The sequence below is a fragment of the Ornithinimicrobium panacihumi genome, assembly GCF_052073805.1.
GTDB lineage: Bacteria > Actinomycetota > Actinomycetes > Actinomycetales > Dermatophilaceae > Ornithinicoccus > Ornithinicoccus panacihumi.
On record NZ_JBQGWG010000003.1, the window covers coordinates 211,821 to 236,746 of the forward strand.

Genomic DNA, 24,926 nt, shown 5'->3' on the forward strand with positions numbered 1-24,926 from the left:
CGTATATCTCCCTTGAATTCGCAACGAGGTCCACGGCAGAAGCCGCGGCCTCTTGCAGCCTATGTCGCTGTGCGCAACCTGGGAATAACGTTCTGGTAACGATCAACCACACGCGCCACTCGGAGAAGATCGAGGTCGCGACCGGGGGCGGCGACGAGCTGGACGCCCACGGGGAGGCCGGTGGCGGCGTCGGCGCCGACGGGGACGGAGCCAGCCGGGACGGAGTTGGCCGGGACGGCTCCAGCGGGGACGGAGATGGCGGGGACGGCTCCAGCGGGGACGGAGATGGCGGGGCAGCCGGTCGCGGAGATGAGCGAGCACGAGCGCATCCACTCCACGTAGGTCCTCATCTCCTGCCCCGCCAGGGTCCGCGGCCAGCGCTCCTCGACGGGGAAGGGCAGCACCTGGGAGACCGGCACCACCAGCACGTCGAAGCGCCCGAACCACCGCGCCACCTTGGCGTCGAGCCGAGCGCGGGCCACCGTGGCGTCGACGACGTCGGCACCGGTGAGCTGGAGGCCGCGGTCGACATTCCACAGCACCTCCACCTTGACGGTGCCGTCGTGGCGGTGGTCGCGCACCAGGTCCCGCAGCGACAGCGCCATGTCCAGGGCCCGGTGCACCTCGAAGACCCGGTCGGCGCCCCGCAGGTCGGGACAGTCCTGCTCCACCGCGGCACCGAGGGAGGTGAGGAGCTGCGCCATACCCTCCACCGCGGAAGCGGGCCCAGGATCGACCGGGACGTCCAGACCGAGGTCCGTGCTCCATCCGACCCGCAGTCCGTCGAGGTCGTCGCGGACCGGCTCGGTCAGGAGCGCGCCGACGTCGCCGACGGGGCACGGGAGCGGGACGTCCGGGTGCGGGCCGGCGACCGCCGCGAGCATGAGGATGATGTCATCGACCGTGCGCGCCATCGGACCGGTGACGGACAGCCAGGCGCGGGGGTTGGGGTTGGGACCCATCGGGACGACGCCGGCGCTGGGACGCATCCCGACCACGCCGTTGAAGGACGCCGGGTTGCGCAGGCTGCCGCCCATGTCGGAGCCGTCTGCGAGGGTCTGGATGCCGGTGGCGAGGGATACCGCCGCGCCGCCGGAGGAGCCGCCGGCCGAGAGCGCGAGGTCGTGCGGGTTGCGGGTGACCCCGAAGACCTCGTTGAAGGTGTGCGAGCCGGCCGCGAACTCGGGCACGTTGTTCTTGCCCGTGCTCACCACGCCGGCCCGCTGGAGGCGCTCGACGATGATCTCGGAGCGGGCGGGGACGTTGTCGCGCAGCAGGGGGGAGCCCATCGTCGTGCGGATCCCGCGGGTGAGGTGGGTGTCCTTGTGGGTCATCGGCAGGCCGTGCAGGAGCGGGAGGTCGGTGCCGTCACGGGCAGCACGGACGGCGGCCTCGTCGAGCTCGTGCGCGCGGGCGTGGGCCTGGTCGGCGACGACGGTCACGATGGCGTTGACCTGCGGGTTCACTGCGTCGATGCGGGCAAGGTGCTGGTCTAGCGCCTCACGCGCGGAGATCTCGCGGCGGCGGAGGGCGGCGGTCAGCTCCAGGGCGGTGGGGGTTTCCTCGGGCGCGAGGAGGGTATGCGGCATGCGCCCACTCTCCCAGGGGGCGGGCGCCGTCGGGGGTGCTGGCTAGGGTTGTGGCCATGCGGAGGCTTCTGGTGACCGGTGGAGCAGGGTTCATCGGGTCGAATTTCGTGCACTACCTGGTCGAGCAGACGGACGTGCACGTGACGGTGCTGGACAAGATGACCTATGCGGCGTCGCGGGAGGCGCTGGCGGGGCTGCCGCCGGAGCGGGTCGAGCTGGTCGTGGGTGACATCTGCGACGCGGCCCTGGTCGACGAGCTGGTCGGGGGGCTGTCCGGCGAGGGTGATGCGCTGGTGCACTACGCGGCCGAGTCGCACAACGACAACTCCCTCAACGATCCGTCGCCGTTCGTGCAGACCAACATCGTGGGGACGTTCACGCTGCTGGAGGCGGTGCGCCGGCACGGGGTGCGGATGCACCATGTCTCCACGGACGAGGTCTACGGGGACCTGGAGCTGGACGATCCGGAGCGGTTCACGGAGGCCACTGCGTATGCGCCGTCGTCGCCGTACTCGGCGTCGAAGGCGGGGGCGGACCATCTGGTGCGGGCGTGGGTGCGCTCGTTCGGGGTCGCGGCGACGTTGTCGAACTGCTCCAACAACTACGGGCCGTGGCAGCACGTGGAGAAGTTCATCCCGCGGCAGATCACCAACCTGCTCTCCGGTGGGCGGGTCAAGCTCTACGGGTCGGGTCAGAACGTGCGCGACTGGATCCATGCCGACGACCACTCCTCGGCGGTGTGGACGATCCTGGAGAAGGGCCGGATCGGGCAGACGTACCTGATCGGCGCGGACGGGGAGAAGTCCAACCTGGAGGTCGTGCGGTTGATCCTGGAGGCGATGGGCCACGCCCCGGACGACTTCGACCACGTCAACGACCGGCCCGGACACGACCTGCGCTATGCGATCGACTCGACCAAGCTGCGGACCGAGCTGGGCTGGAGGCCGGCGTACGGGTCGTTCGAGGAGGGCCTGGAGCGGACGATCGAGTGGTACCGGACGCACCAGGACTGGTGGGCCCCCAAGAAGGCGGCCGTCGAGGCGGCCTACGCGGCCCAGGGGCAGTGATGGGTGAGGGGCGTGCGGGAGGTGAGCGGCCGCATACCCAGGTAGCCGTGCGGGAGACCGCCATCCCCGGGCTGCTGGTCGTGGACCTGGTGGTGCACGGGGATTCGCGCGGCTGGTTCAAGGAGAACTGGCAGCGGGCCAAGATGGTCGCCGCCGGGCTGCCGGACCTGGGGCCGGTGCAGCACTCGGTGTCCTACAACGCGGCGGTGGGGGTGACGCGGGGGATCCATGCCGAGCCGTGGGACAAGTTCGTCTCGGTGGTGCACGGGCGGGTGTTCGCGGCGTGGGTCGACCTGCGCGAGGGGCCGACGTTCGGGGCGGTGCACCACGAGGAGCTGGACGAGCACACCGCGGTGTTCGTGCCGCGCGGGGTCGGCAACTCGTATCAGGCGCTGAGCGAGGACGTCGTCTACTCCTACCTGGTCAACGACCACTGGAGCCCGACGGCGACCTACACGATGCTCAACCTGGCCGACGAGACCGTGGCGGTGCCGTGGCCGATCCCGATGGAGGAGGCCGTGGTCTCCGAGAAGGACCTGGGGCATCCGCGGCTGGACGAGGTGGTGCCGATGGCGCCGGCGCAGGTGGTCGTGCTCGGCGCTGGTGGGCAGCTGGGGCTGGCGCTGGCTGAGGTGCTCGCGGAGGTGTCGCCGGGGGCGCGCCTGGTGGGGCGGGACGAGCTCGACCTGGGCGATGCCGCGGCGGTGTCGGGCTTCGACTGGTCCGGGGTGGGGACGGTCATCAACGCGGCGGCGTTCACCGCGGTCGATGCGGCCGAGACCCCCGAGGGGCGGCGGACGGCGTGGGCGGTCAACGCGAGCGGTGTCGCGGCGCTGGCGCGGGCGGCGGTGGAGCACGGGTTCACGCTGGTGCACTACTCCAGCGACTACGTCTTCGACGGGGAGCAGGACAGGAGTGGGGGCTCCGGCGAGGGTGCGGCCCTGGCTCCGCTGGGGGTCTACGGGCAGTCCAAGGCGGCCGGTGACCTCGCGGTCTCGGTCGTGCCGCGCCACTATCTGCTGCGCACGTCGTGGGTGGTCGGCGAGGGCAAGAACTTCGTGCGGACCATGGCGTCGCTGGCCGACCGGGGGGTGAGCCCGTCGGTGGTGGCCGACCAGGTGGGACGGTTGACGTTCACCGACGAGCTCGCCCGTGCGACGGTGCACCTGCTCGGGCTGGGACGGGGGTCTGGGCCGGAAGGGGCCGGGCCGGAGGGGGCGCGGACGGGGCGTGCGCCCTACGGGACCTACAACGTGACCGGCAGCGGCCAGCCGCAGACCTGGGCGCAGATCGCACGGGCCGTCTTCGCCCACTTCGGACGTGACCCCCAGGACGTCAGCGACACCACGACAGAGGCGTACAGCGCCGGGGCGAGCGGGCCGGTGTCGCCGCGCCCGGCGGGGTCGGTCCTCGACCTGGCCAAGATCGAGGCGACCGGCTATCGGCCGGGAGACCACCTTGAGCGGCTGGCGGCGTATCTGGATCGTCTGGACGAGGTGTCAGGGGCCTGATCGCTCCTGCCCCGTGGGCGTCCGGGGAAAGCGCGCATCTGTCCTGCGTTTCTGGTCCTGCACCTTTAGGGCCATAGCGCGAATAGTGCAGGACCAGGCCTGCAGGACCGGTCCATAGGGCGAAGCGCCGGGTCGGTCGGCGGTGAGGGATCGGATTGTCGGTGGGAGGGCGCACAATGAGCAGGTGCTCACCCGACTCCTGCGCCGCCAGCTGCGGCCCTACCTCGGGCTGGTGGCGCTCGTGCTGGTGCTCCAGCTCGTGGCGACGCTGGCCAGCCTGTGGCTGCCCTCGCTGAACGCCGACATCATCGACTTCGGCATCGCCCGGGGCGACACGGACTACATCTGGCGGACGGGCGCGGTCATGCTGGCCGTCAGCGCCGTGCAGGCGGTCGCGCAGGTCGCCGCCACCTGGGGCGCGGCCAGGACCTCGATGGGCGTGGGCAAGGACCTGCGGGCGGGGGTCTTCGACCGGGTGCTGAGCTTCTCCTCGCGCGAGCTGGGGCAGTTCGGGGCGCCGACCCTGATCACCCGCAACACCAACGACGTGCAGCAGCTGCAGCAGCTGACCTTCATGGTGCTCGTGATGCTGGTCGCCGCCCCCATCACCGGCATCGGCGGGGTCATCATGGCGATGCGTCAGGACGTGGGCCTGTCCTGGCTGATCGCGGTCGCCGTGGTCGTCCTGCTCGGCGGGATGGCGCTGATCATCCGCCGCATGGTGCCGCTCTTCCGCGCCCAGCAGAAGGAGCTCGACTCGGTCAACCGGATCCTGCGCGAGCAGATCACCGGTATCCGCGTCGTGCGCGCCTTCACGCGCGAGCCGGAGGAGACCGAGCGCTTCCGCACCACCAACCACGCCCTGACCGGGATCGGCCTGCAGGTCGGTGACCTGATGGCGCTGATGTTCCCCTTCGTCATGCTGATCATGAACCTCTCCAGCGTCGGGGTCATCTGGTTCGGCGCCCAGCGCGTGGACTCGGGGGCGATGGAGGTCGGGGCGCTGACGGCCTACATCAGCTATCTCATCCAGATCCTCATGTCGATCATGATGGCCACGATGGTGGCCACCATGATCCCGCGGGCGTCGGTCTCGGCCGAGCGCATCGGCGAGGTCCTGGAGACCTCCACCAGTGTCGAGGAGCCCACCGCCCCGCACCGCCCGGGCGAGCTGCACGGGGTCGTCGAGCTCAAGGACGTCGACTTCAGCTATCCCGGTGCCGAGGTGCCCGTCCTGCACGACGTCTCCTTCACCGCCCGCCCCGGCACGACCACCGCGATCGTCGGCGGCACCGGCTCGGGCAAGACCACGCTGCTGCGGCTGCTGCCCCGCCTCGCGGACGTCAGCGACGGCCAGATCCTCATCGACGGCGTCGACGTGCGCGACCTCGCCCCCGCCGACCTGTGGTCCCGCGTCGGGATCGTGCCCCAGCGCCCCTATCTCTTCTCCGGCACCGTCGCGACCAACCTGCGCTTCGGCAACCCCGACGCCACCGACGATGAGCTGTGGGAGGCGCTGCGCGTGGCCCAGGCGGAGGACTTCGTCCGGGCCTTCCCCGAGGAGAACCCGCTCGACCACCCGATCGCCCAGGGCGGCACCAACGTCTCCGGCGGCCAGCGGCAGCGGCTCTGCATCGCCCGCGCCCTCGTCGCCCGTCCGACGATCTACCTCTTCGACGACAGCTTCTCGGCGCTCGACCTGGCCACGGACGCGCGGCTGCGAGCCGCGCTGAAACCGCATACCGAGGAATCGACGGTGATCGTCGTCGCCCAACGGATCTCGACGATCGTCGATGCCGAGCAGATCGTCGTCATCGACGAGGGACGCGTCGTGGGCATCGGCCGGCACGAGGAGCTGCTCGACAGCTGCCAGGAATATGCCGAGATCGCCCGCTCCCAGGAGCACGCGGAGGCGTCGGCATGAGCGAGCACGAGAAGGACCGGCCGGTGGAGGACGTGAAGAGCGAGGCTCCGGTGGGCGACGGTGCGGTGGGCGACGGTGCGCAGCAGGACGAGGGCGAGGAGACCCAGGCCCCGCCGCCCCGCCGCGGACCGGGCGGGGGCGGGCACGGCTTCGGCCAGCCGGTCGCCAAGCCCTCGGACTTCGCCGGGTCGGCCAAGCGGCTGCTGGGGCGGCTGTCGCCCTACCGCGGGCTCATCGCGCTCAGCGTGCTGCTGACCATCACCGGCGTGGTGCTGAGCACGCTCGGGCCCAAGGTGCTGGGGCGGGCGACCGACATCGTCTTCGCAGGCTTCCTCGGCTCGCGGATCCCGGCCGGGGTCAGCGTGGAGCAGGCGGCCGAGGCGATCCGGGCGCAGGGCAACGACACCTTCGCCGACATGCTCGAGGGGACGCCGCACCTCGTGCCCGGGCAGGGGATCGACTTCGACGCCCTCGCCTGGGTGATCCTGCAGGTCATCGGCCTGTATGTGGTGTCCGCGGCGGTCATGTGGATCTCGATGCGGCTGGTGATGCGCATCTCGATGTGGACGGTGCGTGACCTGCGCTCGGACGCCGAGGACCACCTGCACCGGCTGCCGCTGAGCTATTTCGACAAGCAGCCGCGCGGGGAGACGCTGTCGCGGGTGACCAACGACCTGGACAACCTGCAGCAGTCCTTGCAGCAGACGCTCGGGCAGCTGCTCAACGCGCTGGTCACGGTGCTGGCGATCCTGGCCATGATGCTGTGGATCTCGCCGCTGCTGACCCTCATCGCGGTGGCGACCATCCCGGTGTCGGTCATCGTCACGATCCTCATCGCCAAGCGCAGCCAGAAGCTGTTCAAGGCCCAGTGGAAGCACACCGGGACGCTCAACGGGCAGGTCGAGGAGGCCTTCACCGGGCACGAGCTGGTGACCGTCTTCGGCCGTCGCGAGGAGATCTCGGCGGCGATGCGGGAGACGAACGAGCAGCTCTACGACGTGACCTGGCGGGCGCAGTTCATCAGCGGCGTGATCATGCCGGCGATGTTCTTCATCGGGAACCTCGGCTATGTCCTCGTCGCCGTCGTCGGTGGGCTGCGGGTGGCCACCGGCACGCTGTCGCTGGGGTCGGTGCAGGCCTTCATCCAGTACTCCCGCCAGTTCACCCAGCCGGTCACCCAGGTCGCCTCGATGGCCAACCTGCTCCAGTCGGGCGTCGCCTCGGCAGAGCGGGTCTTCGAGCTGCTCGACGCCCCGGCGCAGAGCCCGGACCCGGCCGACGCCGCGCCGGTGGAGGCCTCACGGGGTCGGATCGAGTTCAGGGACGTCGACTTCTCCTACGGGCCCGAGCCGCTGATCGAGGACCTCGACCTGGTCGCCGAGCCGGGCCAGACGGTGGCGATCGTCGGCCCGACGGGCGCCGGCAAGACGACGCTGGTCAACCTGATCATGCGCTTCTACGAGCTGGACGGCGGGCGGATCACCCTGGACGGGCGCGACATCACCACGATGACGCGCCACGACCTGCGCTCCCGGATCGGGATGGTGCTGCAGGACGCGTGGCTCTTCGAGGGCACGATCCGGGACAACATCGCCTACGGCCGGCCGGGCGCGACCGCCGAGGAGGTGCAGGCGGCGGCCGAGGCGGCCTATGTCGACCGGTTCGTCCAGCACCTGCCCGACGGCTACGACACCGTGCTCGACGACGAGGGCTCCAGCGTCTCGGTCGGCGAGAAGCAGCTGATCACGATCGCGCGGGCCTTCGTGTCCCAGCCCTCGCTGCTGATCCTGGACGAGGCGACCTCATCGGTCGACACCCGCACCGAGCTGCTGGTGCAGGAAGCGATGGCCCGGCTGCGGGCCGACCGCACCAGCTTCGTCATCGCCCACCGGCTCTCGACGATCCGCGACGCCGACGTGATCCTGGTGATGGAGGACGGGCGCATCGTCGAGCAGGGCCGCAGCACCGTCGGCCCGGACGGGCGGGCGCTGAGCGCGCACGACGTGCTCATCGAGGCCGACGGGGCCTACCGCCGGCTGCACGACGCGCAGTTCAGCGGCGCCGCCGTGCAGGTGGACGCGGTCGGCGACTAGTCGCTCCACCCACGGTCGAGGTGGACGCGGTCGGAGAGTGGTCGGCGCGCCGGTCGCCCGACTTCCTGCGGGCAGCCCGAGCGCACCCTTTCCCCCGACCTCCCGCGGGCTGCCCGAGTGCGTCCATCCACCCGACTTCATGCGGCTTTTGGACCTAGACGCCGGTTATAACCGGCGTCTAGTGGGCTACCCCGCATGAAGTCGGGCAGATGGTCCAGTCGGCTCAGCGGCCGCCGTCACCACCGGAGCCACCCGCGCCGGGGAGGACCTCCTCGATCGGGGTGGCGTCCTCGGGCGCCTCGATCGCCTCGACCGCGTCCCAGTCCTTGGCCTCGATACGGAGCTGCTCGGCGCCGTTGCTGGCCGAGTCGCCCAGCTCGACCTTGAGCAGGTAGGGCTCGCCCTCGGCGGCCACCCAGATCTCGGCGTCCTCGGTGGAGATCGAGTAGTGGTAGGCGGGCTCGCCATCCAGGTCGGTCAGGACAGCAGAGTAAGTCTGCAGGTCGCTGGTGCTCCGGGGGATCTCTGAGATGAAGTCCTCCCACAGCGAGGCCATCGAGAACGCGTCGGCGAAGCCCATGTCCTCGGGGATCTGCACCCAGGTCCCGGCCAGGGACTCGGTGCCCGGCCCACCCGCCTCCGCCCAGAAGGTCTCGTCACCCTGGACGAAGTGGGACCCGTCGGCCTTGACGATGCTCACCTCACCCTGGGCCATGACGACATTGGCCTCGTAGTTGGAGTCGTCGAGCTGGCCGCGCAGCGTCACCTCCAGCTCCTCGCCATCCATGACACCCCCCATGGTCACGTCGACGGACTCGGCGCTCTCCACGTTGTCCATGACCTGCGGCCACACCTCTTCCAGGGGCGGGACGTCGCCGGCCACGGTGCCGCCATCGCCCGAGTCGTCGCCGGTCGCGGCGTCCGCGTCCTCGGTGCTCGCGCTATCCCCGGCTCCTGCGCCGGCAGAGGCGTCGTCGCTCGTGTCATCCCCCGTGGCAGACCCCGCGTCCTGCGTGTTCTGCTCGGCGTCCTGGTCCGGAGGCGCGAGCCGGTCGTCCGCGGTCGAGGCTTCGGTGGCAGGAGTCGTGGGCTCCTCGGTGTCGCCGCCGCAGGCGGTCAGGGCGAGGCTGAGCGCGCCGGCCATGGCGAGCGTGCGGAAACGTGCGGTGCGGTGCATGTGGGTTCCCTCCCGTCAGGTGCCCGCCGCCCCGGCGGACCCGTCCACCGTAGCCGCCCGGACGGCGACGGAAAAAAGGTGAGACGAGATGTGCAAGAAGGACTTCTGGCGGGACAAGACCGACGCCCAGGACAAGAACCCCAACGCCCGCTGCTGCTGACGACGGGGGTAGCGCCCGCGGACAGGTCCTCTTCGGCCCCTACGGGTTTGCTCGCTCCTGGCGAGCAAACCCGTAGGGGCTGCTCCATGGGTCTCTGGCGGCCCCCGGTCCGACCGATCGGTCGCCGGGGATGGTGGCAGCGCCGATCAGTCGCCGGGATGGGGGCGGGCGCGGTGGGCCTTGAGCTCCGAACGTTGCCGCTTGGCATCGAGACGCCGGCGCTGCGATCCCTTCGTGGGGCGGGTCGGCCGGCGGGGCGGCGGTGGCGGGGCCAGGGCCGCGCGGAGCAGGTCTGCGAGGCGCTCGCGGGCTGCGGCGCGGTTGCGACGCTGGGAGCGGTGCTCGGCCGCGTCGATGGTGATGACGGTGCCGACGAGGCGGTCGGCCAGCCAGCGCAGGACCCGCTCCCGCTGCGCGTCGGTCAGCCCGCTGGTGGTGGCCAGGTCCAGGGACAGCTGCACCCGCGAGTCCGTGGTGTTGACCCCCTGACCGCCCGGCCCGGACGCCCTCGAGAAGCGCTCCAGGAGCTCGGCGGCGGGCACGAGCAGACCGCGCGGCACACCGGGGCCGGGAGGCACCCGCAGGTCACCGCTCACGACCGGTCGTTCCGCTGCCTCCGCGGCCACAGCACGAAGTAGTCCACCAGGCCCAGGATCACGCCCAGCCCCAGCGCGGCCAGCAGCACCTCGCTCCAGGGCTCGTGCCGGCCCAGCGGCGTCAGGTCGAGCACCCGCCGGTAGAGGATCCACGCCACGGCGAAGACGCCGACGTGCGTCAGGGCGGAGGTGAGGCGGGGCGACATGGCGGCAGACTACTCCGGGAGCTGTTCGGGGCGCCGTGCCACGACGCCGTAGAACTGCCCGAGCCGCCGGTAGGGCTCGCGCCGGGACAGTTCCAGCTCCAGCCGCTCCCAGTCGGCGTAGGAGCCCGGGTCGGACTTGGGCCCGTTGTCGAGCATCAGGTCCCCTAGGATCCGCCCTCCGAAGATGTCGACGACCTCCAGCCCGGCCGTCCCGACCGCCTCCAGCAGCTCCGGCAGCGGGATCTTGCGCATCCGGGTGCCGAAGGTCACCGTCGGCGCGGTCGGTGCCACCAGCTCGGCCAGCGCTGCGGCGGGCCCTTCGCGCAGGAAGCTCGTCAGCACCCGGTGGTCGGGATTGGGCAGCACCACCTACACCACCCCGCCGGGGCGCACGGCCGCGGCAAGCAGCTCGGGCGCGGGGTCCAGGACCATGACGTCGTGGCCGAGCTCGGCGACCGCGAGCGCGTCCAGCCCGTCGGCCCCACCGACGTCCAGCACGCTCAGGGGCGGCGCTCCCTCCGACACGCTCCCGAGGTGGGTGGCGAGGAGGTGACGGAGCACGGCATACCGGATCCGTCCCCAGGGGGTCGCGGTGTAGGCGCGCCACTCCTCACGGTGGGTGTCGAAGCGGCCGGTGCTCATGGCGCCATCCTGGCAGCGGTCACATAGTGCGCTCGAGGCTGCGGCGCAGGAAGAAGGCGCCGAGCAGCAGCACGACCGCCGCCATCGCGGCCAGCACGCCGAGCTGCGGCAGGATCTCGGCCACGCCCGCGCCGCGGCGCTGCACCTCCGCGATCGCCTCGTAGGCCCAGGCGTGCGGGGTGAAGTGCGCGACCGTGCGCATCGTGTCGGAGAAGAACTCCAGCGGCACCATGCAGCCGCCCAGCGCCGCCAGGATCAGGCCGCCGCCGACGGCGATGCCGCTCGCGGGACCTTCGCCGTCCATGAGTACGCCGAGCAGCAGCGCCAGCCCGGCGGCCACGAGCCCGAAGACCGCGAGCACGGCCAGGGCCGCCCAGATGTTGCCCCAGTCCACGCCGAAGAGCAGGCTGCTGGCCGCCATGATGTAGCCGCCCTGGAAGAGGGCGTTGACGAACCGGCCCAGGGCCAGGCCGGTGATCGCCTGACCGCTGGTGATGGGGGCGGCCATCACGCGGCGCAGCGCTCCGGTCCGCCGCGACTGGATCGTGGCCGCTGCCGCGGTGAGGGTGTTGAGGAAGACGAAGACGAGCAGCTGCCCGGCCGCCCCGATGTCGAAGCGGCCCATCGCCGAGAGCTCCTGGATGACCGGGTCACCCTCCTCGACCTGCACCTCGGCGCGGGTCCAGCCGTCCGGGCCGGTCGTGACGACCTGCTCGGCGGTCGCGGGCTCGACCCCGGCCTCTGCCAGGGCGGCTGCATGCCCGTTTGCGAGGACGACCTCCTGGGCCGCGGTCTGCACGATCGGCTCCAGCACCGGGTGCGGCGCGCCATCGACGGCCAGCAGCTCGATCTCGAGCGCGCCGCTGTCAGCAGGCTGGTCGGGCACGACCACCCCCAGCTCCGCACCGCCCGAGCCGACCTCCCGGTCGACGGCCGAGCGATCGTCATACCTGTTCGCCACGATGTCGGCGCCCTCCAGCCGCTCGGCCAGGGCGGTGGTGGACGGGCCGCTGCCGGTGAGCGCGATCCGCGCCTCACCCTGCCCCTGGGCCTGCAGGCCGAGGACGACGACGAGGATGAGCGGGAGGACGAAGACGAAGAAGAGGTTGAAACGGTCGGCGAGGAAGCGCTTGAGCTCCAGCCAGGCCAGCGAGAGGACGGGTCTCACAGCGCGTCCTTCCTGCCCGGCATGACCCGGGCGAGCACGAGGGTGACCACGGTGAAACCGACGAGGACGCCCAGCACGGGCGCGATCTCGACCAGGCCGCCACCGCCGGAGGTGATGCCCAGCCCACGGCCCAGCGCCGCGATCGGGTTGAGCTGGAGCACGGCGCCCACCCAGCCCTCGGTGGGCACGCGGAAGAAGGTGCCGCCCGCCACGCCGAGCGAGATGGCGATGACCGACATGGCCAGGCTGGCCTGCTCGGAGGTGCGCGCGACGCGCAGGATGATCGCCATCACCGAGGTCGCGGCGGTCACCGTGGCCAGGATGAGCAGCATGACCACGCCCCAGTTGCCGAAGTCGACGCCGTCGAAGAGCAGCTGGCCGGAGGCGAGCAGCACGGTGGTCGACACCACGCCCAGGACGATCCCCACGACACCCTTGGCCGCCGGCACCATCCAGCCCGGCAGCGGCATCGTCCGCAGCCTCGGCAGCGTGCCCCACTCCCGCTCGGTGAGCAGGTTGAGCAGGGCGAAGCCGACGGTGAAGAAGAGGAACATGCCCGCCTGGCCGGCCACGATCCCGGCGGCCAGGGACAGCTGCTCCCCGGTCACCTCGCTCACCGTCGTCGCGACCTGGGGCTGAGCCTGCTGGACCTGCTGGGCCAGCGCTCCGATCACGGCCTGGTCCAGGCCCGCCCCGGCGGCACCCGCGACGGTCGCGGCGTCGGTGTCGAGCCGGGTCAGCACCGAGCTGACCACCCCGGCGACGATGTCGCCGGTCAGGCCCACGTCCTCGCCCTGGGAGACGTCCACGACCGCGCCCTCCCCGGCACGCAGCGCCTCGGTGAAGCCCTCCGGGACGACCACTCCGACCCCGGCCTCGCCGGAGTCGACCAGGCCGGCGACCTCGTCGGGACCGACCTCGCGCACGGTGACCGGCACCTCGCCCCCGTCGGCCATGCCGTTGAGGGCGCCACGCAGGGCCTGCCCGGCGCCATCGCCCTCGGGGACCGAGATCGCGACGGTGGTGGGATCGAGCTCGACGTCGGTCAGGCCGGAGAAGGCGAAGTTGAAGACGGCCGAGAGGACCGCCGGGATGACCAGCGCGAAGAGCAGCACCGCCTTGTCGGTGACGTGCTGGCGCAGGTCGTGCAGGACCAGTGTCAGGAAGGAGCGCATGGTCAGTCCCGCAGCGCCTTGCCTGTCAGGTGCAGGAAGACGGACTCCAGGTCGGGACGCTGGATCTGGACGTCGGTCAGGGTCATCCCGGCGTCCGTCGCCGCGCTGACCACCCGGGTCACCGCGGTCGGTGCGCCGTGGACCGACAGCCGCAGCGCGCCGGTCTCCCGGACCACCTGCTGGACGGCCGGTATGTCGTTGACCGCCGCCTCGGCCGCAGCCAGGTCGCCGCTGCCGCCCAAGATCAGGGTGTCGATCCCGCCGACGAGGTCGATGAGCTCGTCCTGGGTGCCCTCGGCCTGCACGGTGCCGTCGTCCATGATGGCGATCCGGTCGCAGAGCCGGGTCGCCTCCTCCATGTAGTGCGTGGTGTAGAGCACCGCCATGCCCTCGCCGGTCAGGGCCTCGACCGACTCCAGGATCGCGTTGCGGGACTGCGGGTCCACGCCCACGGTCGGCTCGTCGAGGATGAGCAGGTCGGGTCGGTGGAGCAGGCCGATCGCGATATTGAGCCGGCGCTTCATCCCTCCCGAGAAGGCCTTGCTCGGCCCCTTGGCCCGGTCGGCCAGGCCGACCACGTCCAGGACGTGGCCCACGCGGTCCTTGAGGTCGGCGCCGCCCAGCCCCTGGAGACGTCCGAAGAAGGTCAGGTTGTCGCGCGCGGAGATCTCGGGGTAGATCGCCAGCTCCTGCGGCACGAGGCCCAGGTGCTTCTTGGCCTCGATCGGGTCCTCCCACATCGAGATCCCCGAGACCTCCACGTGGCCCCCGTCCGGGCGCAGCAGCCCGGCGATCATCGAGATCGCCGTGGTCTTGCCCGCCCCGTTGGGCCCGAGCAGCCCGACCGTCTCCCCCGGACCGATCTGCAGGCTCACGTGGTCCACTGCGGTCAGCTTGCCGAAGCGGCGGACCAGGTCGCTCGCCTCCAGCACCGGTGTCGTCGTCATGACGACAACGCTAGTCACCCGGGGCGAGCGGCGCATATGACATCTGTCGTGGTCTGGGTGTGCACTCTGCGGACCGGCTCCGGTCCTGGCCCGTAAGGTGGAGCGGTGCCCGCACCCGCCACCGACCTCGCCCTCGCCGAGGAGTTCGACCGCGCCTCCGGGCGCTACGACCTGCTCACCCGGCTCAACCCCGGCTACCACGGCGCGCTGCGCGGGGCCGCGACGTCGCTGGTGAGACGCCTGCGGGACCGGCAGGGAGCGGGTCCGTTGCGCTTGTGGGACCTGGGGTGCGGGTCGGGCCTGTCCACCCGCGCCCTCGTGGAGGCCGCCGGCCCCCATGTCGAGATCGTCGGCCTGGACGCCTCGGCGGGCATGCTCGAGCAGGCGCGCGCCAAGGGCTGGCCGGCCGGGGTCAGCTTCGTCCAGGCGCTGGCCCAGGACCTGCCCGAGGTGGCCCGCGAGCACGGTGACGGGCCTGCGGACGGTGCGTTCGCGGCATACCTGATGAGGAACGTGCCGCAGGACCAGCGCGACGCGGTCGTCCGGGCGATCCACGACCAGGTCCGCCCCGGGGGGTGGGTGGCGCTGCAGGACTACCACGTCAAGGGCGACCGGGTGGCGACCGCCGTCTGGACCGTCGTGTGCTGGGGGATCGTGACGCCGCTGGCCGTGGTGCTGCGCGGCAACCCGGCGATCTACCGCTACCTGTGGCGCAGCGTGCTCGACAACGACTCGACGAGCGAGCTGCACGCCCGGCTGGAGCGCGCCGGCCTGACCGAGATCGGCTGGTCCACGGCCCGCGGGTGGCAGCGGGGGATCCTGCACACCGTCCTGGCCCGCCGCCCCGAGGGAGAGCGCCCGTGACCCGACCCGTCCCGCCCGGCCGCGACCACGGCGCCGTCCTCCACCCCGCACCCGAGGGGGCGGCGCGGGCCAGCGCAGGCCAGCACGTCGTCGTGGTGGGTGGTGGCATCGCCGGGCTGGCCGCCGCGACGATCCTGGCCGAGCGCGGGGTGCGCCTGACTCTGCTCGAGGCCTGCGACGAGCTCGGCGGGCGGGTGCGCGCCTGGTCGCTGCCCGGCGACGACGGCCGCACGATGAGCCGCGGCTTCCACGCCTTCTTCCGGCAGTACTACACGCTGCGCTCCCTCCTGCGCCGCGCCGACCCGGCGCTGGAGCGGCTCGTCCCGGTGCCGGACTATCCGCTGCGCCGCGGTGACGGGCTGACCGACAGCTTCGCGGCGCTGCCCTCGACGCCGCCGGCCAACCTCGCCGCCTTCGTCGTGCGCAGCCCCACCTTCCCGATCCGCGAACTGCCCTCGGTCCACATCCCCAGCGCGGTCGAACTCATCTCGGTGTCCTATCCGCAGAGCCACGAGCGCTATGACGGGGAGTCCGCGCAGGACTTCCTCGACCGGCTGCGCTTCCCCGAGGGGGCCCGCCACCTCGCACTCGAGGTCTTCGCCCGATCCTTCTTCGCCCACCCCACCGAGTTCGGCGCGGGCGAGTTGGTCGGGATGTTCCACACCTACTTCACCGGGTCCTCGGAGGGGCTGCTCTTCGACGTCCCGGACGACGACTACGACACTGCGCTCTGGGCGCCGCTCGGGCGCTATCTCGCCGGGCTCGGGGCGCAGGTGCGGACCGGGGTGCGGGCGGACGAGATCGTGCCGCCGGTCGCCGGTGAGGACGATGGCGCGGTATGGCGTGTCCGCGCCGGTGATGAGGAGCTCACCGCCGACGCGGTCGTGCTCGCGACCGACCCCCGGGTCACGCGTGAGCTGGTCTCAGGTCTGCCGTTGTCGTCCGACGCGGGTCTGGCTGCGGCGCAGCAGGACTGGCACCGGCGCGCGGCCGCGGGACGCAACGCCCCGCCGTTCGTGGTGCTGCGGCTGTGGCTGGACGGGACGGTCGACGCCGGGCGGGAGGCCTTCCTGGGGACCAGCGGCTACGACCTGCTCGACAACGTGACCGTGCTGGAGCGCTTCGAGGCGGGGGCGGCCCGGTGGGCGGAGGAGCACGGCGGCTCGGTCGTCGAGCTGCACGGCTATGCCGTCGACTCCGCGCGGGATCCCGAGCTGGCCGGGGACGGCCCGCTGGGGCTCGATGTCGCCGCCGTGCGCCGGCGCCTGCTCGACGCGCTGCACGACGTCTACCCCGAGACGCGGGGGCTGGAGGCGGTGCACGAGGAGCTGCTCGTCGAGGACGACTGCGGGCTCGTCGGCACCGGGCCGTGGCGCGAACGGCTGACCGTGGACACCCCCTATCCCGGGCTCGTGCTGGCCGGGGACGGGCTGCGCGTGGACTGGCCGATCGCGCTCATGGAGCGCGCCGCCGTGACCGGGGTGCTCGCGGCCAACCAGCTCCTCGACGCGTGGGGCGTGCGCGGCGAGGACATCTGGACGGTGCCGCTGCAGGGTCTGCTCCGGCGCAAGCCCGACCTGACCGCCGCCCCCGGTGCGGTCGCGCGGGCGGTGCGCAACGTCATACCTGCTGCCCGTCGGCGATGACCTCGCGACGGCTGGCGATCCGGCCCGGTGAGCCGGACGGACCGCGCGTGGAGCGCCACGGTTCACAGGGTCGGCCGGGGGTGAGCACGGTCTGGCGGATCCGCTCGCTGGAGGCCGCCCGGCAGGTGCTGCGGGCCCGGCACGCCACCACGCAGGCCGGGTTCACCGCCGAGGCGATCCCCAAGGGGCGGCTCAAGCACCACCCGATCCTGATGTCCGACGGGCCGTTGCACGACGAGCAGCGCAGCAAGGTGGCGCGCTTCTTCGCCCCGGCGGTGGTGGCCGAGCGCTACACCGGGCAGATGGAGGAGTGCGCGGACCGGCTGCTCGGGGAGGCCGCCGGGCGTGCGGGGGGCCGGTTCGCCCTCGACGAGCTCGCGCTGCACTACACGGTCGAGGTCACCGCCGAGGTCGTCGGCCTGACCGAGTCGTCGGTGCCGAAGATGTCCCGGCGGCTGGTGACCTTCTTCGCCCAGCCGCCGTTCGACATCACCCGGAAGGATCTCGGACGGACCCCGCGGCAGTGGATGAAGGCCGCGGCCAACGGGTTGCTGCCGATCGGCCGCTTCTACCTGGCCGACGTGCGACCGGCGATCCGCGTGCGGCGCAAGGCATCCGGTGACGGGGCGCGGGACGACATCATCAGCCACCTCATCGCAGAGGGCTACACCGACGTCGACATCCTCGTCGAGTGCGTGACCTACGGGACGGCGGGCATGGTGACCACGCGCGAGTTCGTGACCATGGCCGCCTGGCACCTGCTGCGCGACGACCGGCTGCGGGAGCGCTACCTGGTCGCCGGGCAGGAGGAGCGCTTCGCGATCCTGCACGAGATCATCCGGCTGGAGCCGGTCGTGGGGCACTTCTATCGCCGGGCGCAGGAGGCGATCACGGTCACCGACGGCGACGAGGAGCACCGGATCGAGGCGGGGGACCTGGTCGACGTGTGCGTGCGCCCGGCCAACGCCGATCCTGAGGCAGTCGGGGAGGGGCCGCTGGACCTCTGCCCGGGGCGCGAGCTGCCGCGCGGGGTCAACGCCACGGCGCTGAGCTTCGGCGACGGCGCGCACAAGTGCCCCGGTCAGCCGCTGGCGATCCTGGAGTCGGACGTGCTGCTCACCCGGCTGCTCGCGCGCTCGCCCCGGGTCGTGCGTGAGCCGGAGATCGGCTGGGACGACCTGATCGCGGGCTACACGTTGCGGGGCTTGGAGCTGGCGCTGGACGGGTGAGGTGGCCGCGGGCAACCGCGTGCCCGGTCAGGAACGAGCGCGTGGCCGGTCGCGGACAACCGCGTGCCCGGTCGTCTCAGGCATCCGGTGCCGGTAGGTCCACGACGTCAGCGCCGTGCCGAGCATGGCCAGCAGCACCCCGAGGAAGATGTGCAGAGCCCGGTGGTCCGGCCCCAGCTCGCCGAGGGTGAACTGCGCGACCACCGCCAGCACCGTCACCACAGCCAGCCACAGGTTGACCGGACCCGCGGACCGGCGCAGCACGGCATACACCAGCGCCGTCAGCACCGCGACGGCCAGGGTGACCCAGGCACCGACGCGGTGGTGGACGGCATACTGGCCCTCGCCGCCGAGCAGCGCCGCCGCCCAGCCAGCCTGCCCGATGATGCAGCTGAGCAGGAGGGTCGCGGCGCTGCGCAGCCAGATCAGGTGCGGGTGCGGCATCGGGGGCAGGCGCATCAGCGCACCCGACCGGTCATGCGTGCCGCTCCTGCGCGATGCGCGGGATGACGCGGTAGGGGCCGCGGGTCAGGACGTCAGCGACGATCCCAACCTTGGTGAGCCGCTCCACGCGGCGCCGCGCGGTGAAGACGTCGTAGTCGGCGTCCTCGATGCGGTCGAGGATGAGGGAGTACATCCGCAGCGCCGTCGCCACGCAGCGCGCGCTGGGCGGCGGCAGCAGCCACAGGCCGCTGCCCGCCTCGTGGTAGAGCTCGCGGTTGCGGACGATCTGGCGCGCCATGACGGTGCGCCAGGCGGGCGTGACGACACGGGCGTGCGGGTCGGCGCCGGCCGCGGCGAGCTCGTCCTGGGGCAGGTAGACGCGGCCCCGCTCGAGATCTTCGCCGACGTCGCGGAGGAAGTTAGTGAGCTGGAAGGCCAGCCCGAGGGCGCGCGCGGCAGCCTTGGCGGCCGGCGAGCGCGGCTCGAGGACCGGCAGCATCATCTCGCCGATGACGGCGGCCGAGCCCTCCATGTAGCCGTCGCGCAGCTCCTCCCAGCTGGCCCAGGTGTCCTGGACGAGGTCGAGGGCCATGGCATCGAAGAAGCGGTCGAAGCACTCGGGGTCGGTGCCGCGGCGCTGCAGGCTGTCGACGACGGCGGCCATGACCGGCTCGTCGCTGCCGCCGTCGTGGAGGGCGGTGAAGAACCAGCGGCGGAAGGTCGCCAGCCGGACGGCCGGGTCGGGGTCGTTCGGCAGGGAGAGGTCGACGATCTCGGGCTCGTCGACGATGTCGTCGGCCAGGCGGCACAGGGCGTAGACGGCGTAGACGTCGATCCGTTGCGTCGGCGGCAGCAGCCGGGCGCCCCAGTAGTAGGTGGTGCCGTGCCGGCGGGTCAGCTCCTCGGCCCGGCGGTATCCCTCGGCGAGCAGAGGGTCGGTGGCCGGGGACATGCGTCCACCCTAACGGCGTCTAGGGTCGATCCCAGGAGGTCAGGGCATGTATGACGTGGCGGTGGTCGGTCTCGGCCCGGCCGGACGGGCGCTGGCGTCGCGGTGCGCGGCGCACGGGGCGTCGGTCCTCGCGGTGGACCCGCGGCCCTCGGCGGTGTGGGCGCCGACATATGGGATCTGGGGGGAGGAGCTCGGCGCGCTGCCCGAGCGGGTCGTGCGGCACCGGGTGCGGGACCCGCAGTTGCGGGCGCGGGGGCAGCATTCGTTGGGGCGGGACTATCTGGTGCTGGACAACGCTGGGCTCCAGGCTGAGCTGCCGCTGGAGGGGGTGTCGGTGCGGCGCGACCGGTTGAGCGATGCGCGGGTCGCGGCGCTGCGGGCGGAGGCCCGGGTCGTGGTGGATGCGCGGGGGGCGCGGCCTGGGGGTGTGGTGGTTGACGACCCTGCGCCGGCGCAGACGGCGTTCGGTGTGGTGGTCTCTGAGGAGGTCGCCGCTCCTGCGCTGCAGGGAGCGGAGGGGCTGCTCATGGATTGGCGGAACGACTGGACCGACGATCCGGAGCCGGCGGGGCCGGCGACCTTCCTCTACGGCATACCCCTCGGGGAGGGGCGGGTGCTCCTGGAGGAGACCTGCCTGGCTGCGGCGCCCGGCCTGCCGATCGAGGAGTTGCGCCGTCGGCTGCGGCACCGGCTGGGCTCGCGCGGGGTGGACCTGGCGGCGGTGGACAGCCCGTTGGAGCGGGAGATCGTGCGGATCCCGATGCGGGGGCGGGGTGCGCCTCCGGTCGAGGGCACGCTGGCGGTGGGCGTGGCCGGACGTGGGGGTCACGTGGTGACCGGCTACTCGATGGCGCACTCGCTGGGGATGGCCGACGGGTTGGCGCGTTCGATCGTCGAGGGGCGGGCGCCCGAGGAGGTCGATCCGCGGGGGGCGGATGACCTGGTGCGGGAGGTTGGGCTCCGGGCGTTGCTGCGGCTGGACGTGCCCGGCACGGTCGAGCTCTTCGAGGGCTTCGGGCGGATGCCGGTGGAGCTGCAGAGGGCCTTCATGTCGCGGGACTCGGGGAGCGCTGAGCTGGTCCGGGCGATGTGGGAGATGTTCGAGGTGATGCCGGTGCGGGCCAAGGCCGAGCTGGTGCGCGCGACCCTCGGCTCCCCCTGGCGCCGCACCCCCTGACCCCTCACCCCACCGAGCGTCTCGTAGGGACCATCCCAGCCCCACCGAGCGCCCCGTAGGGACCCTTTTCACCCCACCGAGCGTCGCGTAGGGACCGTTGCCTCCCCACCCTTCCCACCCTGGGAGGGCCACAATTGGGCATGTCACTCAAGGAGTTCAGCGCCACGCTGCGCGGAGCGACATACCGCGCTGACGTACCTGAGGTGATACGCCTCCTTGAGGAGCGCGCCTGGCCGGAGCAGACGCTCCAGCTCACCGGTGACGCCCTCTTGGTCGCCGTCACGTCTCGCGCCGTCAACGCCCATGACCTGGCCAGAGCCTGTGTCGAACGACTGGATGAACGGGGATGGGACGGTGATGCCGACCTGTCTGAGGCGCTCGCTGGGCGGATCGGCGACCGCCCCCAGCCACTGCTCAGACCGCTCCGTGTCGATCTGGCGGAGCTCGCCGACGTGCGAGAGGGCGACCCCACCCGCGGAGGCGGGCGAGTCAACCTGGCCACGGGGCAGGTCTGGCCCCAGAGCGTCTACGAGGACTTCGACGCTGATGAGAGCGACGAAGAAGCAGAGGAGGAACAATCAGCCGGCTCGCGGTGGCTATTCGTCGACCCGGTCGGCTCGCGACCGGGTTATCGCGACATGGAGGTTTTCATCGCCACTCTCGCGGATGAGCACCTGGTCGAGGTGCTCTCCGATGCGATCAGGGGGCGAGGTGCTTTCCGTAGGTTCAAGGACGCGCTGGCACGCGACGCGGAGGCCCACGATCGCTGGTACGCATTCCGGGATGACCGCATCCGCGGCCGCGGCCGAGAATGGCTGGCTGACCAGGGCTATTCGCCATACCCAGGTCCACCTCCATCATCGACATGACACCCACGTGCCGCAGTCCACACGCGGCGTCCGGTGGGGTGGGAACGAGCCACACGCGGCGTCCGGTGGGGTGAAAACGGTCCCCACGAGACGCCCGGTGGGGTGAAAACGGTCCCCACGAGACGCCCGGTCGGGTGGAGACGGTCCCTACGAGACGCTCGGTGGGGTGAAAACGGTCCCTACGAGACGCCCGGTCGGGTGGAGACGGTCCCTACGCGACGCTCGGTCGGAAGTTGGGGTCAGCCGAGGAGCTGGCTGACGCGCTCGGCGGCGAGGCGGCCGGAGGGGAGGACCATCGGCACGCCGACGCCGGGCACGGTGCCGGACCCGGCGAACACCAGCCTAGGCACGCGGCGGTCGACGTTGCCCGGCCGGAAGGGGCCGGTCTGGGGGAAGGTGTGCGCCAGGGCGAACGGGGTGCCTGCGGCCATGCCCTGGGCTTGCCAGTCGAGCGGGGTGACCAGCTCCTCGGTGACGATGTCGGTGGGATAGCCGGCCTCGTCCAAGAATCCGAGCAAGCGCTCGCGCATCGGCTCCCGCTCCTGCTCCCAGTCGACCGTGCCGATGTCGAGGTTGGGCACCGGCTCCAGGACGTAGAGCGTGCTGCAGCCAGGGGGCGCGGCGGTCTCGTCGTCGAGGGAGTGCACGGTCACCAGCCGCGAAGGGTCGCGCATCATCCGGCCGTGGTCGAGCAGGTCGTCGAAGGCGCCGGCCCACTCTTGCCCGAAGTGGATGTTGTGGTGGGCCTTGCCCTCGGGCTCCCCGCGCACGCCGACGTGCCAGACGACGGCCGACGGGGAGTAGTTGCCACCGAGCACGCCTGAGACTGCGCGGGGTGGTTTCACATCGGGCAGCAGCTGGCGGTATGCCGTGGGCAGGTCGAGCGTGCACACCACCGCGTCGGCGGCGATCCGCTCGCCGTCCTCGGTGGTCACGCCGCGCACCTGACCGGCGGAGTCGCGGACCAGCCCCGAGACCGAGGTGCCGTAGACGAACTGCGCCCCAGCGTCGGCTGCGGCACCGGCCAAAGCGTCGGGCAGCGCCCGGATCCCGCCGCGCGGGATGAAGACGCCCTGGATCGAGTCCATGTAGGTGATGACCGCGTAGATGGACAGCGCATCGTCGGGGGACAGGCCGGCATACATCGCCTGGAAGGAGAAGAGCCGGTGCAGCCGCTCGTCGTCGAAGCGGCGACGGATCATCGGGCCGATCCGCCCGAAGGCCCGCAGTCCCAGCAGCTGGGCCGCCGCGCGAGGGCGGGCGAGCAGCCCGAGCGGGCCGTCGAAGTTGCGGTCGATGAAGTGCGGCATCTCGGCCTGGTAGAGGCGCTCCAGCCAGGGGACGAACTCGTCGAACGCCCCCGCGTCGTCCTCACCGCACTCGCGCCGGATCTCCTCGCGCATCGCCTCGTGCCCGTGCCGGACGTCGAGCGTGGAGCCGTCGGCGAAGAAGCCGCGGTAGGCCGGGTCGAGCACGGTCAGTTCGAGGCGCTCCTCCAGGCTGAAGCCGGCGGCGCGCAGCGGCCGATCGATGAGCTCGGGCATGGTCAGCACGGTGGGCCCGGTGTCGAAGGTGAACCCGTCGCGGGCCAGCCGCCCGGCGCGACCGCCGGGGACGTCCTCGCGCTCGAGCACCGTGACCCGGTGGCCGTCGCCGACGAGGTGGCAGGCGGCCGACAGCCCGGCCAGGCCCGCGCCGATGACGACGACGTGGCTCATGCGGAGCGCCAGGCGATGGATCGGGCGGTCGACCGCAAGCCGGCGACGCCCTCGGGAGTCAGCGACGAGTCGTCGAGCACCGCGTCCGCGGCCTCTAGCTCGGCGGCGATCCGGGCCTCCAGCTCCTCGCGCACGCCCGCCTCCTCGAGGGCCCGCTGGAGCAGGGGTATGTCGTCCGCCCGCGCCTCCGGGGTCCCCACCCTGGCCATCGCGGCGGCGGCCTCTCCCGTGAGTCGCTCGGACCCGAGCACCCAGATGAGCGTGGCCTTGCCCTCGCGCAGGTCGTCACCGGACGGCTTGCCCGTGACGGTGTGGTCACCCCAGACGCCGAGCACGTCGTCGCGCCAGGCGAAGGCACGGCCCAGGTGCCAGCCGTAGCGCTCCAGGGCCTTTCGCTGCTCGGCCGTACCGTTGGCCGCGAGCGCCCCGAGCTGCAGGGGCCGCTGGACGGTGTAGGAGCCGGACTTGAGGGCGGCGACGGCCTCGGAGTGGGCCAGGTCGGTGCGCGCGCCGGCGGCTCCGGTGAGGTCGGCGCGCTGGCCGACGATGAGCTCGAGGTTGAGCTCGTACCAGTATGTGCGCATCTCGCTGGGCAGGGTGTGGACCATCCGGTCGGCCTCGCAGTGCGCGAGGTCACCGAGGAGGATCGCGATGTTCTCCCCGAACCGGTCCGCGCTGCCGTGGGCGTCGGCCTCGCGGTGACGCTGGGCCGCGACGACGTGGGCGGCCGGGGCGCCGCGGCGCTCGTCGGACTGGTCCATCACGTCGTCGTGGATGAGGGCGAACAGGTGCAGGGTCTCCAGCGCGGCCGCGGCCCGGACGATGGTGTCGTGGCAGCGGGTGTCGACCCGGCCGCCGGAGGCGATGAAGCCCCAGTGGCACATCTGCGGCCGGATCCGCTTGCCGCCACGGCCGAGCAGGCCGTGCAACCAGGTGGGCAGGTCGCCCGGCTCGGTGCCGAGGACGTCGGGCGCACCCGCGGGAGCCAGGGTGCTCCATACCCCCTCGATCCAGGAGCACTCCTCGCGGAGGAGGTCGTCGACCTTGTCCAGGGTGAGGGCAACGTCGGTCCCGACCCCGGCCTCAGAGGACTCCGGGTCCACGGGCCCACCGGGCAGCGGGTCCAGCGGCAACCGGGTGCGCTCGGCGTCGAGCTGGGGCAGCTGGAGGATCGACCACGGGCTGTAGACGGCGGGGGTGGCGCGGGCGGCCACGACGAGGTCGCCCCAGTCGACCCAGGCGTGCTCGGCGACCTCGGCGGGGTCGGGGTCGAGCTCGCCCACGAGGCGGCCGACGAGCACCGGGCAGAGCTCGTGCTCGACGACGCCGCTGGCATCCACTGCGCGGTAGCGGAAGTGGGGCAGGATCAGCTGGAGGTCGTCGACCTGCACCCCCAGCTCCTCCTGGAGCCGGCGCCGGACCGCCTGGCCCAGCGGCTCGTCGGGGCGCGGGTGCCCGCAGCAGGCGTTGGTCCACACGCCGGGCCAGGTCGTCTTCTCCAAGGCGCGGCGGGTGATGAGCACACGGCCCCGGTCGTCGAAGAGGTGGAGGGAGAAGGCGCGGTGCAGGGGGGTGTCGGTCCCGTGGACGCCGAGGCGGTCCGCGGTGCCGATCTGCTCCCCGGCGTCGTCGACGAGCACGACGAGATCGTCCGGGGCGGGCGAGGAGTCGTGCGTGGGCTCGCGCTGCTCGTGCTCGTGCTCCGCGGTCATGCCCCCCATCGGCACCGGCCCATCCTCACGCCCTGCGTCACTACGTCGCCCTCTCCTCGG

23 protein-coding genes are annotated in these 24,926 nt (G+C 72.1%); 10 read left to right on the plus strand and 13 right to left on the minus strand.

Annotated elements, in window-relative coordinates:
• Positions 1-59: 59 nt before the first annotated feature.
• Positions 60-1,589: an amidase family protein gene (locus ACTMMA_RS04825; RefSeq protein ID WP_441188964.1), complete on the minus strand. Its 1,530-nt coding sequence runs from the start codon at positions 1,587-1,589 to the stop codon at positions 60-62.
• A gap of 56 nt (positions 1,590-1,645) precedes the next feature.
• Between ACTMMA_RS04825 and rfbB the strand changes: the two genes are divergently transcribed.
• The 4 genes from rfbB to ACTMMA_RS04845 all read left to right on the plus strand — a co-directional run bounded on the left by rfbB (position 1,646) and on the right by ACTMMA_RS04845 (position 8,184).
• On the plus strand, positions 1,646-2,656 hold the full coding sequence (rfbB, locus tag ACTMMA_RS04830; protein WP_441188965.1) for a dTDP-glucose 4,6-dehydratase: 1,011 nt from the start codon (positions 1,646-1,648) through the stop codon (positions 2,654-2,656).
• Positions 2,656-4,167 (plus strand): sugar nucleotide-binding protein, encoded by a 1,512-nt coding sequence (locus tag ACTMMA_RS04835; protein WP_441188967.1) that lies wholly within the window; start codon positions 2,656-2,658, stop codon positions 4,165-4,167. Before rfbB ends, ACTMMA_RS04835 begins: the two co-directional genes overlap by 1 nt.
• Before the next feature lie 184 nt (positions 4,168-4,351).
• Complete coding sequence (locus tag ACTMMA_RS04840; protein WP_441188968.1) at positions 4,352-6,091, plus strand: ABC transporter ATP-binding protein; 1,740 nt, start codon at positions 4,352-4,354, stop codon at positions 6,089-6,091.
• On the plus strand, positions 6,088-8,184 hold the full coding sequence (locus ACTMMA_RS04845; protein ID WP_441188969.1) for an ABC transporter ATP-binding protein: 2,097 nt from the start codon (positions 6,088-6,090) through the stop codon (positions 8,182-8,184). Before ACTMMA_RS04840 ends, ACTMMA_RS04845 begins: the two co-directional genes overlap by 4 nt.
• A gap of 223 nt (positions 8,185-8,407) precedes the next feature.
• Here the strand turns inward: ACTMMA_RS04845 and ACTMMA_RS04850 are convergent, their stop codons facing one another.
• Entirely contained in the window at positions 8,408-9,361 is a 954-nt protein-coding gene (locus ACTMMA_RS04850) for a hypothetical protein (protein ID WP_441188970.1), read from the minus strand.
• 88 nt (positions 9,362-9,449) lie between these two features.
• On the opposite strand from ACTMMA_RS04850, the gene ACTMMA_RS04855 reads away from it, so the two are divergent.
• Positions 9,450-9,521 carry a CstA-like transporter-associated (seleno)protein gene (locus ACTMMA_RS04855; RefSeq protein ID WP_441189086.1) on the plus strand — a complete coding sequence of 24 codons (72 nt, stop codon included), beginning with the start codon at positions 9,450-9,452 and terminating at the stop codon, positions 9,519-9,521.
• 146 nt (positions 9,522-9,667) lie between these two features.
• Here ACTMMA_RS04855 and arfB read toward each other — a convergent pair whose 3' ends face one another.
• Genes arfB through ACTMMA_RS04890 form a run of 7 tightly spaced genes read right to left on the minus strand, consistent with a single transcriptional unit; the run spans position 9,668 to position 14,255 of the window.
• Positions 9,668-10,117, minus strand: a complete 450-nt coding sequence (arfB, locus tag ACTMMA_RS04860) for an alternative ribosome rescue aminoacyl-tRNA hydrolase ArfB (RefSeq protein ID WP_441188971.1) — start codon at positions 10,115-10,117, stop codon at positions 9,668-9,670.
• Positions 10,114-10,323 carry a hypothetical protein gene (locus tag ACTMMA_RS04865; protein WP_441188972.1) on the minus strand — a complete coding sequence of 70 codons (210 nt, stop codon included), beginning with the start codon at positions 10,321-10,323 and terminating at the stop codon, positions 10,114-10,116. The genes arfB and ACTMMA_RS04865 overlap by 4 nt, the downstream gene beginning before the upstream one ends.
• Before the next feature lie 9 nt (positions 10,324-10,332).
• Complete coding sequence (locus tag ACTMMA_RS04870) at positions 10,333-10,689, minus strand: hypothetical protein (protein WP_441188973.1); 357 nt, start codon at positions 10,687-10,689, stop codon at positions 10,333-10,335.
• A gap of 3 nt (positions 10,690-10,692) precedes the next feature.
• On the minus strand, positions 10,693-10,965 hold the full coding sequence (locus ACTMMA_RS04875; protein ID WP_441188974.1) for a class I SAM-dependent methyltransferase: 273 nt from the start codon (positions 10,963-10,965) through the stop codon (positions 10,693-10,695).
• A gap of 19 nt (positions 10,966-10,984) precedes the next feature.
• Complete coding sequence (locus tag ACTMMA_RS04880; RefSeq protein WP_441188975.1) at positions 10,985-12,133, minus strand: ABC transporter permease; 1,149 nt, start codon at positions 12,131-12,133, stop codon at positions 10,985-10,987.
• Complete coding sequence (locus ACTMMA_RS04885) at positions 12,130-13,308, minus strand: ABC transporter permease (RefSeq protein WP_441188976.1); 1,179 nt, start codon at positions 13,306-13,308, stop codon at positions 12,130-12,132. The genes ACTMMA_RS04880 and ACTMMA_RS04885 overlap by 4 nt, the downstream gene beginning before the upstream one ends.
• Positions 13,309-13,310: 2 nt before the next feature.
• Positions 13,311-14,255, minus strand: coding sequence for an ABC transporter ATP-binding protein (locus tag ACTMMA_RS04890; protein WP_441188977.1), 945 nt, complete (start codon positions 14,253-14,255; stop codon positions 13,311-13,313).
• Between the two features lie 105 nt (positions 14,256-14,360).
• On the opposite strand from ACTMMA_RS04890, the gene ACTMMA_RS04895 reads away from it, so the two are divergent.
• The 3 genes from ACTMMA_RS04895 (at position 14,361) to ACTMMA_RS04905 (ending at position 17,994) form a co-directional block, all read left to right on the plus strand.
• Positions 14,361-15,119: a methyltransferase domain-containing protein gene (locus ACTMMA_RS04895; protein ID WP_441188978.1), complete on the plus strand. Its 759-nt coding sequence runs from the start codon at positions 14,361-14,363 to the stop codon at positions 15,117-15,119.
• Positions 15,116-16,765 carry an FAD-dependent oxidoreductase gene (locus ACTMMA_RS04900; protein WP_441188979.1) on the plus strand — a complete coding sequence of 550 codons (1,650 nt, stop codon included), beginning with the start codon at positions 15,116-15,118 and terminating at the stop codon, positions 16,763-16,765. The genes ACTMMA_RS04895 and ACTMMA_RS04900 overlap by 4 nt, the downstream gene beginning before the upstream one ends.
• Positions 16,766-16,845: 80 nt before the next feature.
• Entirely contained in the window at positions 16,846-17,994 is a 1,149-nt protein-coding gene (locus ACTMMA_RS04905) for a cytochrome P450 (protein WP_441188980.1), read from the plus strand.
• A 27-nt stretch (positions 17,995-18,021) separates the two neighbouring features.
• Here the strand turns inward: ACTMMA_RS04905 and ACTMMA_RS04910 are convergent, their stop codons facing one another.
• Positions 18,022-18,453 carry a hypothetical protein gene (locus ACTMMA_RS04910; protein ID WP_441188981.1) on the minus strand — a complete coding sequence of 144 codons (432 nt, stop codon included), beginning with the start codon at positions 18,451-18,453 and terminating at the stop codon, positions 18,022-18,024.
• 16 nt (positions 18,454-18,469) lie between these two features.
• Complete coding sequence (locus ACTMMA_RS04915) at positions 18,470-19,390, minus strand: phytoene/squalene synthase family protein (RefSeq protein WP_441188982.1); 921 nt, start codon at positions 19,388-19,390, stop codon at positions 18,470-18,472.
• A 46-nt stretch (positions 19,391-19,436) separates the two neighbouring features.
• On the opposite strand from ACTMMA_RS04915, the gene ACTMMA_RS04920 reads away from it, so the two are divergent.
• Together ACTMMA_RS04920 and ACTMMA_RS04925 are read left to right on the plus strand one after the other, a co-directional pair.
• A complete protein-coding gene (locus ACTMMA_RS04920; protein WP_441188983.1) occupies positions 19,437-20,567 on the plus strand; it encodes a lycopene cyclase family protein in 1,131 nt (376 codons plus the stop codon).
• A 140-nt stretch (positions 20,568-20,707) separates the two neighbouring features.
• Positions 20,708-21,436 carry a UPF0158 family protein gene (locus ACTMMA_RS04925; RefSeq protein WP_441188984.1) on the plus strand — a complete coding sequence of 243 codons (729 nt, stop codon included), beginning with the start codon at positions 20,708-20,710 and terminating at the stop codon, positions 21,434-21,436.
• A 239-nt stretch (positions 21,437-21,675) separates the two neighbouring features.
• On the opposite strand, the gene crtI is transcribed toward ACTMMA_RS04925, so the two are convergent.
• Entirely contained in the window at positions 21,676-23,154 is a 1,479-nt protein-coding gene (gene crtI, locus ACTMMA_RS04930; protein ID WP_441188985.1) for a phytoene desaturase family protein, read from the minus strand.
• Positions 23,151-24,875: an isopentenyl-diphosphate Delta-isomerase gene (idi, locus tag ACTMMA_RS04935; protein WP_441189087.1), complete on the minus strand. Its 1,725-nt coding sequence runs from the start codon at positions 24,873-24,875 to the stop codon at positions 23,151-23,153. The genes crtI and idi overlap by 4 nt, the downstream gene beginning before the upstream one ends.
• Positions 24,876-24,926 lie beyond the last annotated feature (51 nt).

Bases quoted from the DNA above. Each gene is read 5' to 3' on its own strand.
- ACTMMA_RS04825 (WP_441188964.1), bottom strand. From the start codon at position 1,589: ATGCCGCATACCCTCCTCGCGCCCGAGGAAACCCCCACCGCCCTGGAG.
- rfbB (WP_441188965.1), top strand. From the start codon at position 1,646: ATGCGGAGGCTTCTGGTGACCGGTGGAGCAGGGTTCATCGGGTCGAAT.
- ACTMMA_RS04835 (WP_441188967.1), top strand. From the start codon at position 2,656: ATGGGTGAGGGGCGTGCGGGAGGTGAGCGGCCGCATACCCAGGTAGCC.
- ACTMMA_RS04845 (WP_441188969.1), top strand. From the start codon at position 6,088: ATGAGCGAGCACGAGAAGGACCGGCCGGTGGAGGACGTGAAGAGCGAG.
- ACTMMA_RS04850 (WP_441188970.1), bottom strand. From the start codon at position 9,361: ATGCACCGCACCGCACGTTTCCGCACGCTCGCCATGGCCGGCGCGCTC.
- ACTMMA_RS04865 (WP_441188972.1), bottom strand. From the start codon at position 10,323: ATGTCGCCCCGCCTCACCTCCGCCCTGACGCACGTCGGCGTCTTCGCC.
- ACTMMA_RS04875 (WP_441188974.1), bottom strand. From the start codon at position 10,965: ATGAGCACCGGCCGCTTCGACACCCACCGTGAGGAGTGGCGCGCCTAC.
- ACTMMA_RS04885 (WP_441188976.1), bottom strand. From the start codon at position 13,308: ATGCGCTCCTTCCTGACACTGGTCCTGCACGACCTGCGCCAGCACGTC.
- ACTMMA_RS04890 (WP_441188977.1), bottom strand. From the start codon at position 14,255: ATGACGACGACACCGGTGCTGGAGGCGAGCGACCTGGTCCGCCGCTTC.
- ACTMMA_RS04910 (WP_441188981.1), bottom strand. From the start codon at position 18,453: ATGCGCCTGCCCCCGATGCCGCACCCGCACCTGATCTGGCTGCGCAGC.
- ACTMMA_RS04915 (WP_441188982.1), bottom strand. From the start codon at position 19,390: ATGTCCCCGGCCACCGACCCTCTGCTCGCCGAGGGATACCGCCGGGCC.
- ACTMMA_RS04920 (WP_441188983.1), top strand. From the start codon at position 19,437: ATGTATGACGTGGCGGTGGTCGGTCTCGGCCCGGCCGGACGGGCGCTG.
- ACTMMA_RS04925 (WP_441188984.1), top strand. From the start codon at position 20,708: ATGTCACTCAAGGAGTTCAGCGCCACGCTGCGCGGAGCGACATACCGC.
- crtI (WP_441188985.1), bottom strand. From the start codon at position 23,154: ATGAGCCACGTCGTCGTCATCGGCGCGGGCCTGGCCGGGCTGTCGGCC.
- idi (WP_441189087.1), bottom strand. From the start codon at position 24,875: ATGGGGGGCATGACCGCGGAGCACGAGCACGAGCAGCGCGAGCCCACG.